14 protein-coding genes are annotated in these 14,581 nt (G+C 61.2%); 3 read left to right on the forward strand and 11 right to left on the reverse strand.

The genetic code is table 11. From position 1 onward, the window contains the following. Positions 1 to 53 precede the first annotated feature (53 nt). Complete coding sequence (gene ribBA / locus P3T42_RS23555; RefSeq protein ID WP_074300531.1) at positions 54 to 1,190, reverse strand: bifunctional 3,4-dihydroxy-2-butanone-4-phosphate synthase/GTP cyclohydrolase II; 1,137 nt, start codon at positions 1,188 to 1,190, stop codon at positions 54 to 56. A gap of 293 nt (positions 1,191 to 1,483) precedes the next feature. Here ribBA and P3T42_RS23560 point away from each other — a divergent pair, with 293 nt between their 5' ends. After that, entirely contained in the window at positions 1,484 to 2,251 is a 768-nt protein-coding gene (locus tag P3T42_RS23560; RefSeq protein ID WP_074300530.1) for a tetratricopeptide repeat protein, read from the forward strand. Positions 2,252 to 2,549: 298 nt separating this feature from the next. On the opposite strand, the gene P3T42_RS23565 is transcribed toward P3T42_RS23560, so the two are convergent. From P3T42_RS23565 to P3T42_RS23610, 10 genes are all read right to left on the reverse strand, one after another. Further along, positions 2,550 to 3,047 (reverse strand): cupin domain-containing protein, encoded by a 498-nt coding sequence (locus P3T42_RS23565; RefSeq protein WP_216352738.1) that lies wholly within the window; start codon positions 3,045 to 3,047, stop codon positions 2,550 to 2,552. A gap of 222 nt (positions 3,048 to 3,269) precedes the next feature. Continuing rightward, positions 3,270 to 4,043: an ATP-binding cassette domain-containing protein gene (locus tag P3T42_RS23570; protein ID WP_074300528.1), complete on the reverse strand. Its 774-nt coding sequence runs from the start codon at positions 4,041 to 4,043 to the stop codon at positions 3,270 to 3,272. Next, positions 4,040 to 5,014, reverse strand: a complete 975-nt coding sequence (locus tag P3T42_RS23575) for an ABC transporter permease subunit (protein WP_429307391.1) — start codon at positions 5,012 to 5,014, stop codon at positions 4,040 to 4,042. Before P3T42_RS23575 ends, P3T42_RS23570 begins: the two co-directional genes overlap by 4 nt. Before the next feature lie 109 nt (positions 5,015 to 5,123). Continuing rightward, positions 5,124 to 6,104, reverse strand: a complete 981-nt coding sequence (locus tag P3T42_RS23580; RefSeq protein ID WP_074300526.1) for an ABC transporter substrate-binding protein — start codon at positions 6,102 to 6,104, stop codon at positions 5,124 to 5,126. A gap of 182 nt (positions 6,105 to 6,286) precedes the next feature. After that, positions 6,287 to 6,979 carry a hypothetical protein gene (locus P3T42_RS23585; RefSeq protein WP_429307392.1) on the reverse strand — a complete coding sequence of 231 codons (693 nt, stop codon included), beginning with the start codon at positions 6,977 to 6,979 and terminating at the stop codon, positions 6,287 to 6,289. Beyond that, complete coding sequence (locus P3T42_RS23590) at positions 6,972 to 8,159, reverse strand: AAA family ATPase (RefSeq protein WP_074300524.1); 1,188 nt, start codon at positions 8,157 to 8,159, stop codon at positions 6,972 to 6,974. Before P3T42_RS23590 ends, P3T42_RS23585 begins: the two co-directional genes overlap by 8 nt. A gap of 237 nt (positions 8,160 to 8,396) precedes the next feature. Then, positions 8,397 to 8,681, reverse strand: a complete 285-nt coding sequence (locus P3T42_RS23595) for a hypothetical protein (protein WP_074300523.1) — start codon at positions 8,679 to 8,681, stop codon at positions 8,397 to 8,399. A 163-nt stretch (positions 8,682 to 8,844) separates the two neighbouring features. Continuing rightward, a complete protein-coding gene (locus tag P3T42_RS23600) occupies positions 8,845 to 9,534 on the reverse strand; it encodes a type 1 glutamine amidotransferase domain-containing protein (protein WP_429307393.1) in 690 nt (229 codons plus the stop codon). 120 nt (positions 9,535 to 9,654) lie between these two features. Further along, positions 9,655 to 10,260 (reverse strand): TetR/AcrR family transcriptional regulator, encoded by a 606-nt coding sequence (locus tag P3T42_RS23605; RefSeq protein ID WP_074300521.1) that lies wholly within the window; start codon positions 10,258 to 10,260, stop codon positions 9,655 to 9,657. A gap of 84 nt (positions 10,261 to 10,344) precedes the next feature. Further along, entirely contained in the window at positions 10,345 to 10,962 is a 618-nt protein-coding gene (locus P3T42_RS23610) for a response regulator (protein ID WP_074300520.1), read from the reverse strand. Between the two features lie 247 nt (positions 10,963 to 11,209). Here P3T42_RS23610 and P3T42_RS23615 point away from each other — a divergent pair, with 247 nt between their 5' ends. Both P3T42_RS23615 and P3T42_RS23620 read left to right on the forward strand, forming a co-directional pair. Further along, positions 11,210 to 12,871: a hybrid sensor histidine kinase/response regulator gene (locus P3T42_RS23615; RefSeq protein WP_429307394.1), complete on the forward strand. Its 1,662-nt coding sequence runs from the start codon at positions 11,210 to 11,212 to the stop codon at positions 12,869 to 12,871. Positions 12,872 to 13,079: 208 nt separating this feature from the next. Next, entirely contained in the window at positions 13,080 to 14,303 is a 1,224-nt protein-coding gene (locus P3T42_RS23620) for a hypothetical protein (RefSeq protein WP_429307395.1), read from the forward strand. Positions 14,304 to 14,581 lie beyond the last annotated feature (278 nt).

The raw sequence follows: 14,581 nt of genomic DNA on the forward strand, positions 1-14,581 counted from the left end.
GTAAGCGCTAATGCGCGTGAATGGTCGGATCAGCTTTGCGCCGCGGGCGCCGGTCAAGGCGTTTGCGGCGTCTGGGCAGGGCAGCCCGGCATCGGCACGAAGCCGGTGACTTCGAGACCGTAGCCCGACATGCTGCCCAGCTTGCGCGGGTTCGACAGCACCTGCATCTTGCCGACACCCAGTTCGCGCAGGATCTGCGCGCCGATGCCGTAGGTCTTGAAGTCGACCGGGCGGCGCTTGAGTGCGTCGGCCCTGTCTTTCGAATCGAACGCCTTGAAGACGTCGATCAGGTGATCTTTCGAATCGCCGCAGTTCAGCAGCACGACCACGCCGAGCTCGCGTTCCGCGATTTCTTTCATGGCGGCGTCCAGCGTCCACGAGTGGGTGGACGTGCTGACTTCGAGCAGGTCCAGTACCGAGAGCGGCTCATGCACCCGCACCGGCGTGTCCTGCTCCGGCGTGGGCGTGCCGCGCACCAGTGCGATGTGCGGCTGGCCGCTCGGCTGGTCGAGGTACATGACCGCGCGGAACGGGCCGTGCGCGGTCTGCATGGTGCGCTCGCAGATCCGCTCCACGATCGATTCGGTGCGGCTGCGGTAGTGAATCAGGTCGGCGATGGTGCCGATCTTCAGGCCGTGCTCCTGCGCGAACTCCATCAGGTCGGGCAGGCGCGCCATCGTGCCGTCGTCCTTGATGATCTCGCAGATCACCGCCGCAGGCGTGAGCCCCGCCAGCGCCGTGAAATCGCAGCCGGCTTCGGTGTGGCCGGCGCGCACCAGCACGCCGCCGGGCTGCGCCATGATCGGGAACACGTGACCGGGCTGCACGATATGCTCGGCCCGCGCGTCGTGCGCGACGGCGGCGAGGATCGTGCGGGCGCGGTCCGCCGCCGAAATGCCCGTGGTGACGCCTTCAGCCGCCTCGATACTGACGGTGAACGCCGTGCCGTATTGCGTGCCGTTGCGGTACGTCATGAGCGGCAGGTTCAGCAGCTTGCAGCGTTCCTGGGTGAGCGTCAGGCAGACGAGCCCCCGGCCGTAGCGGGCCATGAAGTTGATCGCTTCCGGCGTGACGAATTCGGCGGCGATCACGAGGTCGCCCTCGTTTTCGCGGTCTTCTTCGTCGACGAGTATCACCATCCGACCGGCTTTCAGTTCGGCGATGATCTCAAGTGTGGAGGAGAGCGTCATGTTGGCGAGAGTTTCGGGAAAGCGCGTATTTTACGCCACGCGCGAGTCCGCGTCGTTCCCCCGAACGGGATAGGCCGTTTGGCGGGCCTGCGCAGGGGTTCGGCGGACCCCGCACACCGGTCGAAACATCGCTCTACCCGGTCTTCGGTAGACTATGGGCTCTGCAATGCAGCAAATCGACGGATTGCGTTCCGTCGAGGGGCGTCGATCTTCTCCGCGTCCCCGTGGTGGCTGCGCGTCTTCGTCCGGCGCGGCCGTTTATCGCTTCGCCCTGGGCCTCAAGTCGAATCAATATGTCATTTTTCGGAATCGGTCTTCACGTCATTGTTGCGCTGTTCTTTGCAGTGCACGTGGTGCGTACTCAGCAGAACATGTACTGGCTGTTGCTGCTGTTCGCTTTTCCGCTGCTCGGCAGTCTCGTGTATCTGTTTGCGATCTATTTGCCGAGCCTGCGGCAGTCGCGGGGGGCTCGGGCTGCCTCGCGGGCTATTACGCAGTTGGTGGATCCTAATCGTGCTGTGCGCGAGGCGCGGGTTAACTTCGATCGGGCGCCTACTGTCGAGCATCGGATGCGGTTGGGGGCGGCTTTGCTTGAGGCCGGTCAGCCGGATGAAGCGCTCGAGCATTATCAGGCGGCTGCGAATGGGCCTTTTGCTACCGATCCTGCTTTGCTGTTGGGGATGGCCAAGGCTCAGTTTGCTGTTGGGCAGTATGCTGCTGCGGATGCCAGCCTCGGGCGGTTGTTTGCGGCTAATTCGCAGGCTCGGCAGCAGCCTGAATCTGCTCTGTTGTACGCGCGGACGCTCGCTGCGCTTGGTTCGCCCGCGGCGCGGGCCGCTTTTGAGCAGGCGCTTGCCTGTGCCAGTGATGCCGCTCCGCGGTGTTTGTTTGCCGATTGGCTCGCGGCACAAGGGGATGAGTTGGATCGCCAACGGGCTAATAGTCTGTATGCCGAGATCGCTCAAGATGCACGGCATTGGCCGCGTCACGCGCGGGAGCATAACCGGGAGTGGTTGATGCGGGCGCAGGCTGCTCTGGCAGGGGCCGGGGCGAGGCGGTGATTTACCTTCGCTTTTCGGTTGTTTACCTACGGTGTTGGCCTTTACTTGCTTGGTTAGTGGTCTATTGGCGTTGCCCCTGTGCGGGGCGGCACTTACTTTCTTTGCCGCCGCAAAGAAAGTAAGCAAAGAAAGCGGGCTCACACCGCTAGCTCGTAGGTGTCCACCTCTGTTTGGCCGCCCAGAGTGGTCCGAGACGAGGGCCGCCCTCGCGTTTTCCCGCGTAGTGACAAGGCCGTCATCCGCTCCAGCGTTGCGCTTCGCGCTCCGCCGTTGGGTTTGCTACGCGGCTGGCGCTTTTTTATACCGTCCTCGCCAGCGGTTTGTCCGGCTCCGCCAAACGGATGTCCACCGGGCCTATTCCGCAAATCGCTATCGTCGCCGGTTCCGCCCCGCCCCGCGGCACGCCGTCATAGTGCCACGTGCGCGCTATGCGGCGCACAAAGGTGCCGGCTTTCACCGGGACCGTGTGTCCCGGGTCGAAGTCCACCCCGCTGTTAATCCACCACGTACCCGATATCACCACGCACAGTCGATCCGTCGCGTAGCTGTGCGGCGCACTCATGTATCCCGGATGCCAGCGTAACAGCGCGTAGTAAATGCCCTCCCTCCCCGGGTTGCTGTACAGGAACGCACTCTCCACACTCTTCGGCGGTGCCCCATCCTGTCCCACGAATTTGATGTCCTCCGGCAACGTGTACATCGTCTCGCTTGTGTCGATCGGGCTCGCCTCCGTTCCCCCCGCCACCAACAACGATGCCATTCCACCCAGCAGCGCGAGCATCTCGCGTCGGTTCATGCCGTCTCCCGCCATCTAGACTCTCCTTGTCCATCGTCAGTGGTGTCCAGCTCGCCACGCCGGCCGCGTTCGTTTCACTCGCGGCCGCCGGGCGAATATCACTATAGGTCAACCGTCCGCGGACGGTCTGCGAGGAGGGCATTCGCGGTTGCTTGTGTGGTCGTGCCTGCTGCCAGGCATCTATGGGCGGTCACGGGTGCCCATTAAATGCGTAGTCTTCGTCTAATGGCTCGCGTCGCCTGGATTTACGTACGTGTCGCCGACCATCAAATGCACGATCTCGTCGCCGTTGGTTTGTGGGACCTGCCGTTCGCCCGCCACTTCGCCGCGTCGCAGTACGACGATGCGATCCGCAATCGCGAAGATGTCGTGCAGGTTGTGCGAGATCAGGATCACCGAGACGCCCTCGGCCTTCAACGTCGCAATCAGCTCCATCACCTTGCGCTGCTCCGGCACGCCCAGCGCCGCCGTGGGCTCGTCCATGATCAGCACCCGGGCATTCCAGTAGATCGCCCGGCCAATCGCAATGGCCTGGCGTTGGCCGCCCGAGAGCATCTTCACCGGTCCACCCAGCTTGCGCTCAGGTATCACAATGTCCAGGCGCTTCAGCACCTCGCGCGCCACCTGCGCCATGCGCGGCCGGTCGATCACCTGGAAGCCCAGTTGCCGGCGCGTCGGTTCGCGTCCCAGGAAAATGTTGCTGCCGACGTCCAGGTTGTCGGCCAGCGCAAGGTCCTGATAGATCGTCTCGATCCCCTGCGCCCGCGCGTCCTGCGGATCGCGCATTTGCAACGGCGCGCCGTCGAACAGCAGGTCGCCCTGATCGGCCCGGTACACGCCCGAAATGATCTTGATCAACGTCGACTTGCCCGCGCCGTTGTCGCCGGCCAGCGCCAGCACCTCGCCCGGCATCAGTCGCAACGACACGTGCTTGAGCGCCTCCACCCCGCCAAAGCGGATCGAGACGTCGCGCACTTCAAGGATCGGTGTGCTCATTGCGCGCCCCCCAGACGGTCCTTGTATTGATCGATCAGCACCGACAGGATGATCACGATGCCCACCACGATGAATTGCCAGAACGCATTGACGTCGATAAACACCAGCCCGAACTGGATCACCGCAATGATCAGCGCGCCGATCAGCGTCCCCACCACATTGCCGGTCCCGCCAAACAGGCTCGCACCGCCAATCACCACCGCCGCGATCGAATCGAGCAGCATCGGCTCGCCTGCGTTGGCGGCGCCGGCCGCGAAACGCGCGGTATAGATGATGCCGCCGACCGCGGCGAACGCGGCGGCGATCAGATACACCACCAGCAGGTGACGCTTGACGTTGATGCCGGCCCGCACCGCCGATTGCGGGTTGCCGCCAATCGCGTAGGTGTACTGGCCAAAACGCGTTTTCGAGAGCAGCAGATGCATGATGATCAGCAACACCGCCGTCAGCACGACCGGCGTCCAGCCGGCGCCAAGCCAGACGAGGCCCGCGTTGTCCACCGAGACGGTCATGCCGCTGCCGGCCGCGAGAAAGCCCGCGCCTCGCGCCACGCCGTACATGCCGAGCGTGCCGATAAAGGCCGGCACGCCAAGCCACGCAATCAGCACGCCGTTGACCAGCCCGGGAATCAGGCAGACCAAGATGGTGAGCGGGATGGACACGATCAGGATCCACGGCGAGCCGCTGCCGAACAGCGTGAACTGTGCGACGCAAACGGCCGCGAGTCCCATCACGAAGCCCGCGGACAGATCGATGCCGGCCGTGATGATCACGAAGGTCTGGCCGATGGCCAAAAGGAGCGGGGCAGCGGCCGCAAGACCGATCGACTGCAGGTTGTAGGCGTTGAAAAGAAACGACCGATGAGCCGAGACCTGCGCATACGCCTCGAAAAAAACGAGCAGGGCGCACAGGAACAGCCACGGCCACAGCTTGGTAATCAGCGCGATCTTGTCGAGACGCGAGCTATCCATGGCGTTATCCGCGTTATCAGGAGCAGAACCTGCGTGCGCAGCCGCGCACGCAGGAAGGACGGACGTACTTGCGCACCGCGCAAGATGACGTCGGCCAGCCTGGCCTCGGCTAGTTGGAATAGATGTATTGCTGCATGTCGGGCTGGTCGATGTTGTTCTTGTCGAGAACCTCGAAGCCCGTACTCTTGAGGGCGGGAATTTTCTTGCCGTGGATCACGTCGGCGGCGAACTTGACGCCGTAGTAGCCGATTTCGTCCGGGCGCTGCGCGATGGCGATATCGACGAGGCCGCTCTTGATCTGCTTGTCGATACCCGGCACCGCATCGAATACCACCACCTTGACGATACCCTGCTTGCCCGCCGCCTTGACCCCCTGAGCCGCGCCGCTGCCGGAGAACGTATTGGCGCCGAACACGCCGGCCAGATTCGGATTGCGCGCCAATACCGCGGCGACGTGGGCAGCGGCCTGGTTGGCGTCATCCTCGTTGTAGAGCGTCTGCAGCACGGTGATGTTCGGGTGCTTCTTCATCTCGTCCGCGAAGCCTTCGGCACGCGCGTCGGTGCTCGAGATGCCCGGCTTGTTGTTCTCGCAATAGACCGTACCCTTGTCGCCGATGGCTTTAGCCAGCGCGCGCGCCGCGACGCGGCCGCCTTCCAGGTTGTCCGAAGCAATATAGGAAAGAGGGAAGTCCGCATCGCCCTTGCCGGTCTGATAGTGGCCGTCGCCGATATAGGTGTCGACGGTAATGACCTTGATGCCGGCGTCGGCGGCTTCTTTCAGCGGTTGAATCAGCTGTTGCTTGTCGACGGGCGAAATCAGCAGGACATCGGGATGCTTGGCGATAAACGCCTTGAGGATAGGTACCTGTTCACTGGTGTTCCATTCTTTGGGAACCTGGAACAGCAACTCGACGTTCTCTTCCTTGGCGGCTCGTTCGGCGCCGCGATGCATGGTGAAGTAGAACGGATCGACCACACCGGGCAGGAGCGCCACCACCGGATGAGCAGCATCCGCGTGCGCCAGCCCCGACAGCGAACAGACGATGATCGTTGAGACGGCAACCATACAGCGGGACACGAATCGCTTCATTTTGTCTTCCTCCAGTTATGAGTCCGACTTGCGACGCCCGACTTGTTATGCATGCTCCATGGCGACTGCAATCGGCTGTGGGCAGTATAGGCGCGAGCGGCGTCAGTGACCACTGCACCGGTGGCGAACCCGAGCATACGCCGGATCCGGAAGGGGAAATGTGCGCGCGCGGCGCCGGCCAATCAGAGCGCCGCGAGAACGGCCGTTTCGAAAGCGATCGCCTGTGTGCAGACTGCCTTGATGGCAGGCCAATTGGTTGTCACCGAATGGGCCTTCGCCTGATACTCGCGCACTTTCTTGCGGATTCGTTGGTTCAGCGCCAGTGTGCCAAGGTTGGATTCGACGCTGACATTGCATTCCGCAGCAGCCAGCAGTGGATGACCGGCCGGAAGCGTTGCAGCGGCAAGCCACGTTCCAGATGCCTGTGCAGGGAGGCATAGTACGGTTTTCGCCCCTCTGCTAGCCGGGGTTAGCCAACTATCCAACGTGGTGGTCAGCGCGCAAACGCTATCTGCGACGGGAGGGCAGGGTTGTGCGCAAGGAAGTGCCTGCCAACCGTGTTGCACGGCCATCGCTTCAATCGTTGCTCCCGCATTGGTGTACTGCTCCCCGGCAACATCGACATCCAGGTGAATGATCAGTAGATCGAACTGTTGAAGCGTTGGGTCGCTGTCGAGATCCGCGCCATGCCGCTGGCCCGACGCATGGCACCACTTCAGAACACCGCTCCAGCCTGTGCCCATCTTGGGCGCGGTGGCTTCCGGTTGAAGCTTGGTCAGAATGAAAGGCCGTTGGAGAATCGCTTTGAGCGCTGCTTCAATAATGACAAGGTCGGTGTCGCCTTCCACAACCAGGGCAATATGCAAGTCAGACATTCGGCACCGCCCCCAGATGTCCCATCATCCAGAGCCTGGATAGCGGATACTGGAGGTTCATCTCCGCCAACTGCTCAGTCAACTCGACGCGTCTTACGACTGTCAAACCATTACTGTTGCGCTCAACGGCAAACAACCGGATCTCCGGGTCAGACAGGTCCAGTCCATCCAGTACGGCGGGGTTATGTGCGGTGAACAGTAGCTGGCGATCGGGGCCATTGTGCATCAGCCAATGACCAAGGAAGGTCGTCAGCTTCGCCAGCAGGCGTGGATTCAGCGCTTGATCCAGATTGTCGATCGCCAGGATTTTGGGTGCTTTGGGCAATAGACAAAGCGCCGCACAAAACAGGATGTAGAGCGCCCCCTCGCTGGCATCGTAAGCGGTCAACTCGTTGCGCGATCTGTTCATGAAACGGTCGGTGAACTTCAGCATCAGCGTGGTTCTTGGGACCTTGCTGGAGATCAGCGAGCCGCCGTGACTGGTGGTTTGCACGTCGGCTACCCAGTCGATCAACTCCAGCACCTGATCTAATATTTCCTCGCCCTCGTCGCCCTGGCTTTCCAGATGCTTGCGCAATGCGTCGAAACTTTCCGCTAGCTGGCCGCCGCTAAGTCCTACGGGCTGACGCGCTTGTACATCGGGAACGATGCCGCGCAGCGAGGGCGTGTTGGGGCAATAGATTGCGTACTCTTGCAAGCGCTGCATTAATCTTGCCGCAGCGTTCTCAGGCATCAGGTCCACCAGCTTCAGTGCCGCCAGGCCCGATTGGGGGTTCAGATTCTTTTTGCTGCGAACGCCGTCGGACACTATTTCGTGCGTCCCATCCGATAGGACCTCAGTTTTGTAGGACCAGGCAGGCTCGGGTGAATCGAGAGGATTCAGTAGAGAGACGCGGTATGCCTCCTCGTGACTCCCCACGATGCCGATGCCGATATGGGCAGGTGTTCGTTCAGAAGAGAAGGAACTCTTGTAGAGTCGCGGCAGGCCGGCGCGTACGCCTCGACGAAGCAGGCTTTCATCATCGACGACCCCATTGGCCGCGGCACCCAGCACGCCTAGCGCTTCCAGAACGTTGCTCTTCCCAACACCATTTGCGCCAATGAAGCAGTTCACACGGCCCAGGTCGATGCTTTCCTCGTGGATCGATTTGAAACCGTAAACGCTCAATTTACGAAGCATGCCAGTAGTCCTGTTGTCGCATGTTGGGGCACCGCAAGTCTTGACCGGCGGTCAGTATACCGTCAGATATACCGTCGGGGCCTGATGTCCGTAATGGGTTGGAAATCGGCCGCAGCCGACCCGCGCCGACCTGGTAGCTGGCCGGCGCTTTGTTTTTACGGCGTTGGAAATGGCGAGGTTTGAGCGGATGCGCGATCGAACGGCTTCACTGCCGTGCCAAACTGACGCTTCCTCCCGCTAGTTCGGGTACAACGTGTCGCGCGGGAAGAACATCCGCGGCTCGAAAGCCGGCATGATCACGGTCGCGCCTGTTGCAGTCAGGCTGACATGGCAGGTCTGATCGAGCCGCTTGCCTTGCCGGTAGATGAACGCACCGGGGCCGCCATCGCATTCCGCCGTGTGTTCGACGAGGCGCAGCTCACGCCCGTTCGAGAGGGATCGGGTGATGTCGAACCCGTCGGCATAGGCCGCCGTTACGCCGACGAGGGCGGCCACTCCGATTACGACTTTCGCAATCTGCATGATGGGATCTCCGGGTTCGGTTGCGGGGCGCACCGGCGAGCCGCTAACGGACTCGAGCCGGTGCGAATACCACCATATTAGACCGTGCTGCTTTTAAGCGTGCATCATCGAGTCCTGGGCGAACACGCGTTTTCATCGGCTTCGACGGCCTTGTCGATGTCGCTCACTTCGCGGCGAGCGCCGGGTGCTCAAGCAGAAGGGCTGCGGCCGGCGAGGACGAAGCGGGGTTTTGTCCCGTGATCAACAGACCGTCGGCAACGACGTACGGCGCCCAGTCGTCGGTCTTCGAATAGACGCCGCCTTTGGCCTTGAGCTCGTCTTCCACGAGGAACGGCACGATGTCCGTCAGCCCGACGGCGGCTTCCTCGGAGTTCGTGAAGCCGGTGACTTTCTTGCCTTCGACTAGCGGCGCGCCATCTGCCGTGCGCACGTGGCGCAGTGCGCCAGGGGCGTGGCAAACGAGCGCGACGGGCTTGCCGGCGGCGATGAACGATTCGATCAAGGCGATCGAGTTCCTGTCTTCGGCAAGATCCCATAGCGGGCCATGACCGCCCGGATAGAAGACCGTATCGAAGTCCGCCTGCGAGACGCTGTCGAGCCGCACCGTGGCGGCAAGCTGCGCGGTCGCTTGCGCGTCGAGTTCGAAGCGGCGCGTCATCTCGGTCTGGTTGGCCGGCTCGTTGCTCTTAGGGTCGAGCGGCGGCTGGCCGCCCTTCGGTGAAGCCAGCACGATCTCCGCGCCGGCTTCCTTGAACGTGTAGTAGGGCGCTGCCAGTTCTTCGAGCCAGAAACCCGTCTTGCGGCCTGTGTTGCCCAGTTGGTCATGCGAGGTCAGAACCATCAGTACTTTCATGTTGCTTCTCCGTCGGGTGGGTGAGTCGGTGGGTGAATCGTGTCTAAATAGTAGACCAGTCGTCTAGTTTCGGGGCCTAAAAAAAGCACTTCCGGAGAAGTGCGTTTGCCGCCCGATTCTTCAGGGAGCAAGGTGGAGCATCTGCTGCGTTGTCATCAACGCCGTTTCGAAAGGTTGCACGTTGCGAACGATCTTGACCATGATGCTGGCGCCCAGCCAGAGCTGGTAAAGACTCTGTGCGACGCTCTGCGGATCGCCCGCGACCGAAAGCGAGCCCTCGGCGACGCCGGCTTCGAGGGCTCGCGCCAGTCGGCTGACGATTCCTGCCGTGCCGCGATTGAGCGTAGCGCGCATCGCCTCCGACATGTCCGCCACCTCGGCGCCTAGCTTCACCGCCAGGCATTTGCCCTGGCAGTCGAAGAACGACTGGGTTTCCTGCCATATGCGCCAGTAGTTCATGAGCCGTTGCGCCATGTTCAGGCCGGGCTGAGCGAGCGTTTGGTCAAGGTCGTCCAGGTATTCCTCAAAGTAACTTTCCAGCATTGCCACGCCGAACGCATCTTTCGACCCGAAGTAATGATAGAAGGACCCTTTCGGAACTCCGGCCTCCGACAGAATCTCGTTCAGGCCCACGGCCGAGAACCCTTTGGCGCCGATGAGACGCTGGCCGACAGCGATAATGTTCTCGCGGACGTCGACTGTTTCGGATGTGTTTGCGGTAGCCATGTGCTGACTTTAGCTGATAGTAGACCAGTCGTCTACAAGAATTTGCAGGAGATATTCATGGCGTTGCGCGATGGGTCCATGACATCAATTCCTCAGGCCATCGCGGATTGCATACGCCGTCACTTCGGCAACGTTATGCAACGACAGTTTCGACATCAGATTCTGCCGGTGCTTGCGTACCGTTAACACGCTCACATTCAGTTGTTCTGCGATGTCCTGGCTGGAGTGTCCGCTGGCGATCAGCACAAGGATTTCCTTTTCCCGCGCGGTGATCGACGTTGCGGCAGTGCAGTCCGCGATCTCCAGCACATGGGCGAGTGCCTTGCTCACATAGCGGATGCCCGACAAGACGAGGGAAATGGCATGAAGAAGTTCGTCGCTATCTTCGTGTTTAAGCAGATACCCGTCGACGCCAGCGGCCAAGGCCGATCTGACCGCTGCAGGATTCTGACTGCCCGTCACAACCAGGATTCTGGTCTGTGGAGACTGCGCCTTGATTTGCTGTGCCAGTTCGACGCCGGGATAGCCAGGTAAATCCAGATCCAGTAACAGTAAATCTGCCTGCGTATCTCGCACAATCTGGCTGACCATCCGACCGTCACCCGTTTCGCCCGCTACGCGCCAGTTAGTCCGAGTCATCAGCAGTAACTTCAAGCCATCGCGAATAATGGCGTGGTCTTCGGCAAGTACGATTTTTTTCATTTTTCTTTCATTACTTTCTCGGGCGCCCCAAAGCCGATTCTTTTGCGACAATGCAAAATGATCCCGGATAAAGCCGCATCATACGGCGGACAGGATTTTACGGAAACCCGACTTTAAACAAGATCGGATACGCGCGTTCAAGATGGCAAAAAAGATACCTCAAGAATATAGCGCCAATGTGCGACTCGAACTGGTCAACACGCTTTACCGCCAGTCGCCGCCTATTCTTTTCGGCAATATCGCCGTAGTGAGCCTGACGACCTTCCTGTTGTGGCGCGAGGTTTCGCAACGCGCTCTGCTGGGCTGGGCTGCCTCAATCTACGTGCTGACCGCCATCCGGATCGTGATGGTTTGGCGCGATCGTCAAGCGGCTGAGCATCCCACCGGGACAGCCAGCAGGCGCGCCTGGACATACGTCCTGTTCTCCGGCATGTCGGGCTGCCTATGGGGTTCCATGGGCATTCTGTTCTTTGCGCCGCACGACACGATCGTGACGGCTCTGATCTGCATTGTGCTGGCCGGCATGAGCGGCGGTTCGGTGGCATCGCTATCCTCCTGGTGGCCGACCTATCTCGCCTATGTATTGCCGACCGTCCTGCCGTTTGCCATTCGTTCCTTCGTGTACGGAAATGCGTTGTTTTCGGTGTTGGGACTCCTGTCGCTCTTTCTGCTGGGGGTCAACCTCGCCTTTAGCCGGACCTTGCAACGTACCGTGCGGGATGCGGTGTTGTTGCGCTTTGAGAACGTTACCCTGATCGGGCAACTGACCGAGGAAAAGGAGCGCGCCGAGCTCGCCAATCAAAGCAAATCGCAATTTCTCGCCGCCGCCAGCCACGACCTGCGTCAGCCAACCCATGCGCTCGGCCTATACATCGCGACGCTGCGCGCCATCGCCCAGGCACCGACCATTGAGCGCGCAGCGCTCAATGACATTGCCGAACGGCTTCGGACGGCGTTGAGAGGCATGTCGCAATTGCTGAACGTATTGCTGGATATCTCGCGTCTGGATGCGGGCGTGATCGATGTCGAACCGCGCTGTTTTCCGTTGCAGCAGGAGTTCGACGCATTGGACAATCAGTTCTCCCGGGCCGCGTTGTCCAAAGGACTGACACTCAAGATCCGCTCAACTTCGATCTGGCTGGAAACCGATGCAGTCCTGCTTCACAACATGCTGTCCAACCTGTTGTCGAATGCGGTGCGTTATACCGACCGTGGCGGCATTTTGGTGGCCTGCCGCCGCCGCAAGGGGGAGGTGGAGATCCAGGTATTCGACACCGGCATTGGCATTGAGTCCAGCCAACTGTCGAGCATTTTCCGGGAGTTCTACCAGGTCGGCAACGCAGCGCGTGACCGGGAACAAGGACTAGGCCTCGGCCTCGCCATTGTGCAGCGCACGGCGGCACTGCTCGGCGCGCGCATCGCGGTGCAGTCGGCGCCAGGCCGCGGCTCGCTCTTTTCCGTGCGATTGCCGGCGTTGCAGCATATCGAGGCGCCTCGCGCCGCGATGAGCGAGCGACACGGCGAACCGGTTTCGGGCCGCGCACAGAAGGCTGTTCTGGTGATCGACGACGATCGCGACGTACTTGCCAGCATGCAGACGCTGCTGCGAGCGTGGGGCCACACGGTGGTCGCCGCGCAATCCCTGGAGCAGGCGATTGTGGCGGCAAAGTCGCATCGTTTAGTACTGGAAATGATCGTGACGGACTTCAGGCTGGCAAGGCATGTGACGGGGGTGGATGTCATCCACGCCGTGTTCCAGTCCATCGGGCGCACGATACCGGCGATCATCATTACCGGCGACACCTCGGCTGATGGCATCAATGCGGCTTCGTCAAGCGGCTTTCGCGTCTTGCACAAGCCACTCGACCCGCAAGAACTGCGGGCCCTGATCGATGCGCAACCTGCCTGACGACATTGCCCTCGCGCGCGCCGTTTAATAATCGGTAACGCTCCGAACCCGTTGCTCCGCGCTGCAAATACTACGGATGCAGTATTTACCCCGGCTATTTGGGTGCAGTACCTTCCCTACGGTTGGAAATCGCAGAAATCTGCGGCTTGGGCTAGCGCAGAAAATTCGGGGCAATCGGGGTAGAACAAAAAATCAATGGAGCGGGGTTATGACAAGAATGATGGGGCAGTTGCGTCCGTTGGCTGCGGGGGCGGCCATGTGTCTGATGCTGGCTGCCTGCGGGGGCGATAACGTCGGCAAGAGCAGTGCTTCGAATAGCGCAAGCGTCAGCAGCTATACGGTGTCTGGAACGGTGAGCGGGCTGCCGGCCGGTGCATCGCTGGTGCTGGAAAACAATGGCGGCGGTCCGGTGACAGTGAGCGCAAGCGGCGCGTTCTCGTTCGCCACGGCAGTTGCTGCGGGTTCGGCATACGCCGTGACAGTCGTGTCGCAGCCGGCATGGTGGAACTGTACTGTGAGTCAAGGCAGCGGCACGTCTTCAGTCAACGTCACCAATGTCGGCGTGAGCTGCGCGGTCGATAAGACCAGCCCGACTTCGCTGGTCAGCGCGGCTGCATTTGGATCCGCCAGGAATGCGAGTGGCACGAGCGACGGCACGAAGCTGGTGGGTGTGGCAGTCGACGGCAGCGGCAACGTCTACGCATCGGATAACAATTTCGGGGACGTGTTCGGAATTCCCACGGGCAGTGCCGCTCCGCAGTTCATTTACACCGCAGCAGGGTCGGCGGGGTTGATGACCTACAGCGCGACGAATTCGACGCTGTACGAGGCGGATGGCGGGGACGATTACATCGTCGAATTGCCCAACCCGCTGTCGGCCAGCGTAACGGCCAGCTACCTGGCAGCGACCGGGCTGACCCATCCGAACAGCGCGGCGGTCGATTCCAGCGGCAACGTCTACGTCGTGGACACCGGCACGAGTCCGGCCACGGTGACGGAATACACATCGAGTGGAACGAAGGTCGCCACACTGGCGAGCGGCACGTCGACGTTCACGCCCTACGCTGTAGCGGTGGACTCGAACAAGAACGTGTACGTCACCGACCAGACCCACAACGAGGTGTTCAAGATCGTGTCGGGCACGCCGACCGTTCTGGCTGGATCGGGCAGCGCGGTGGACACCGACGGCACGGCCACGGCGGCGTCGTTCAACGCGCCGGGCGCAATCACGGTAGACGCGAGCAACAACCTCTATGTGGTGGATTCCGGTAGTGGAGCTTTGCGACAGATCATCCCGTCCTCCGGCGTCGTCACGACGTTGTCGACGGTAACCGGGGCTACCGCGATCGCGGTGGGCTCGAACGAGAATCTGTATGTGACGGCCGAGGGGACCAGCGCGGGCGTGTTTCAGCTCGCTCCGACGGCGCAGTAAGCACGACGCCGTGCCCGGCGACAGTTTCGCCGTCGGGCACGGCGGCCGCGTGCCGCAGTGATAAAGACTTTGTATGGTGACCGTACATGATTAGAAATCCAAATTATGTATAGACGGGGAGTCGGGCAGAACCATGCGAAAACTAACGATCTCTCTGCCTGAAGTCCGCGCGCGGTTACGTGGTTACGGCGAAACAGAAAAGAAACACATCGAAACAGCACGGAGGAAGCAGGCGCCTCGCTGCATCAACGCAGCCGATGCCTGCCCCCGTACGGTTG

Origin of the sequence: Paraburkholderia sp. GAS38, from assembly GCF_050434965.1 — a bacterium.
GTDB lineage: Bacteria > Pseudomonadota > Gammaproteobacteria > Burkholderiales > Burkholderiaceae > Paraburkholderia > Paraburkholderia phenazinium_A.

Coding starts and splice junctions, on each gene's coding strand:
- ribBA (WP_074300531.1), bottom strand. CDS start 1,190: ATGACGCTCTCCTCCACACTTGAGATCATCGCCGAACTGAAAGCCGGT.
- P3T42_RS23560 (WP_074300530.1), top strand. CDS start 1,484: ATGTCATTTTTCGGAATCGGTCTTCACGTCATTGTTGCGCTGTTCTTT.
- P3T42_RS23565 (WP_216352738.1), bottom strand. CDS start 3,047: ATGAACCGACGCGAGATGCTCGCGCTGCTGGGTGGAATGGCATCGTTG.
- P3T42_RS23570 (WP_074300528.1), bottom strand. CDS start 4,043: ATGAGCACACCGATCCTTGAAGTGCGCGACGTCTCGATCCGCTTTGGC.
- P3T42_RS23575 (WP_429307391.1), bottom strand. CDS start 5,014: ATGGATAGCTCGCGTCTCGACAAGATCGCGCTGATTACCAAGCTGTGG.
- P3T42_RS23580 (WP_074300526.1), bottom strand. CDS start 6,104: ATGAAGCGATTCGTGTCCCGCTGTATGGTTGCCGTCTCAACGATCATC.
- P3T42_RS23585 (WP_429307392.1), bottom strand. CDS start 6,979: ATGTCTGACTTGCATATTGCCCTGGTTGTGGAAGGCGACACCGACCTT.
- P3T42_RS23590 (WP_074300524.1), bottom strand. CDS start 8,159: ATGCTTCGTAAATTGAGCGTTTACGGTTTCAAATCGATCCACGAGGAA.
- P3T42_RS23595 (WP_074300523.1), bottom strand. CDS start 8,681: ATGCAGATTGCGAAAGTCGTAATCGGAGTGGCCGCCCTCGTCGGCGTA.
- P3T42_RS23600 (WP_429307393.1), bottom strand. CDS start 9,534: ATGAAAGTACTGATGGTTCTGACCTCGCATGACCAACTGGGCAACACA.
- P3T42_RS23605 (WP_074300521.1), bottom strand. CDS start 10,260: ATGGCTACCGCAAACACATCCGAAACAGTCGACGTCCGCGAGAACATT.
- P3T42_RS23610 (WP_074300520.1), bottom strand. CDS start 10,962: ATGAAAAAAATCGTACTTGCCGAAGACCACGCCATTATTCGCGATGGC.
- P3T42_RS23620 (WP_429307395.1), top strand. CDS start 13,080: ATGACAAGAATGATGGGGCAGTTGCGTCCGTTGGCTGCGGGGGCGGCC.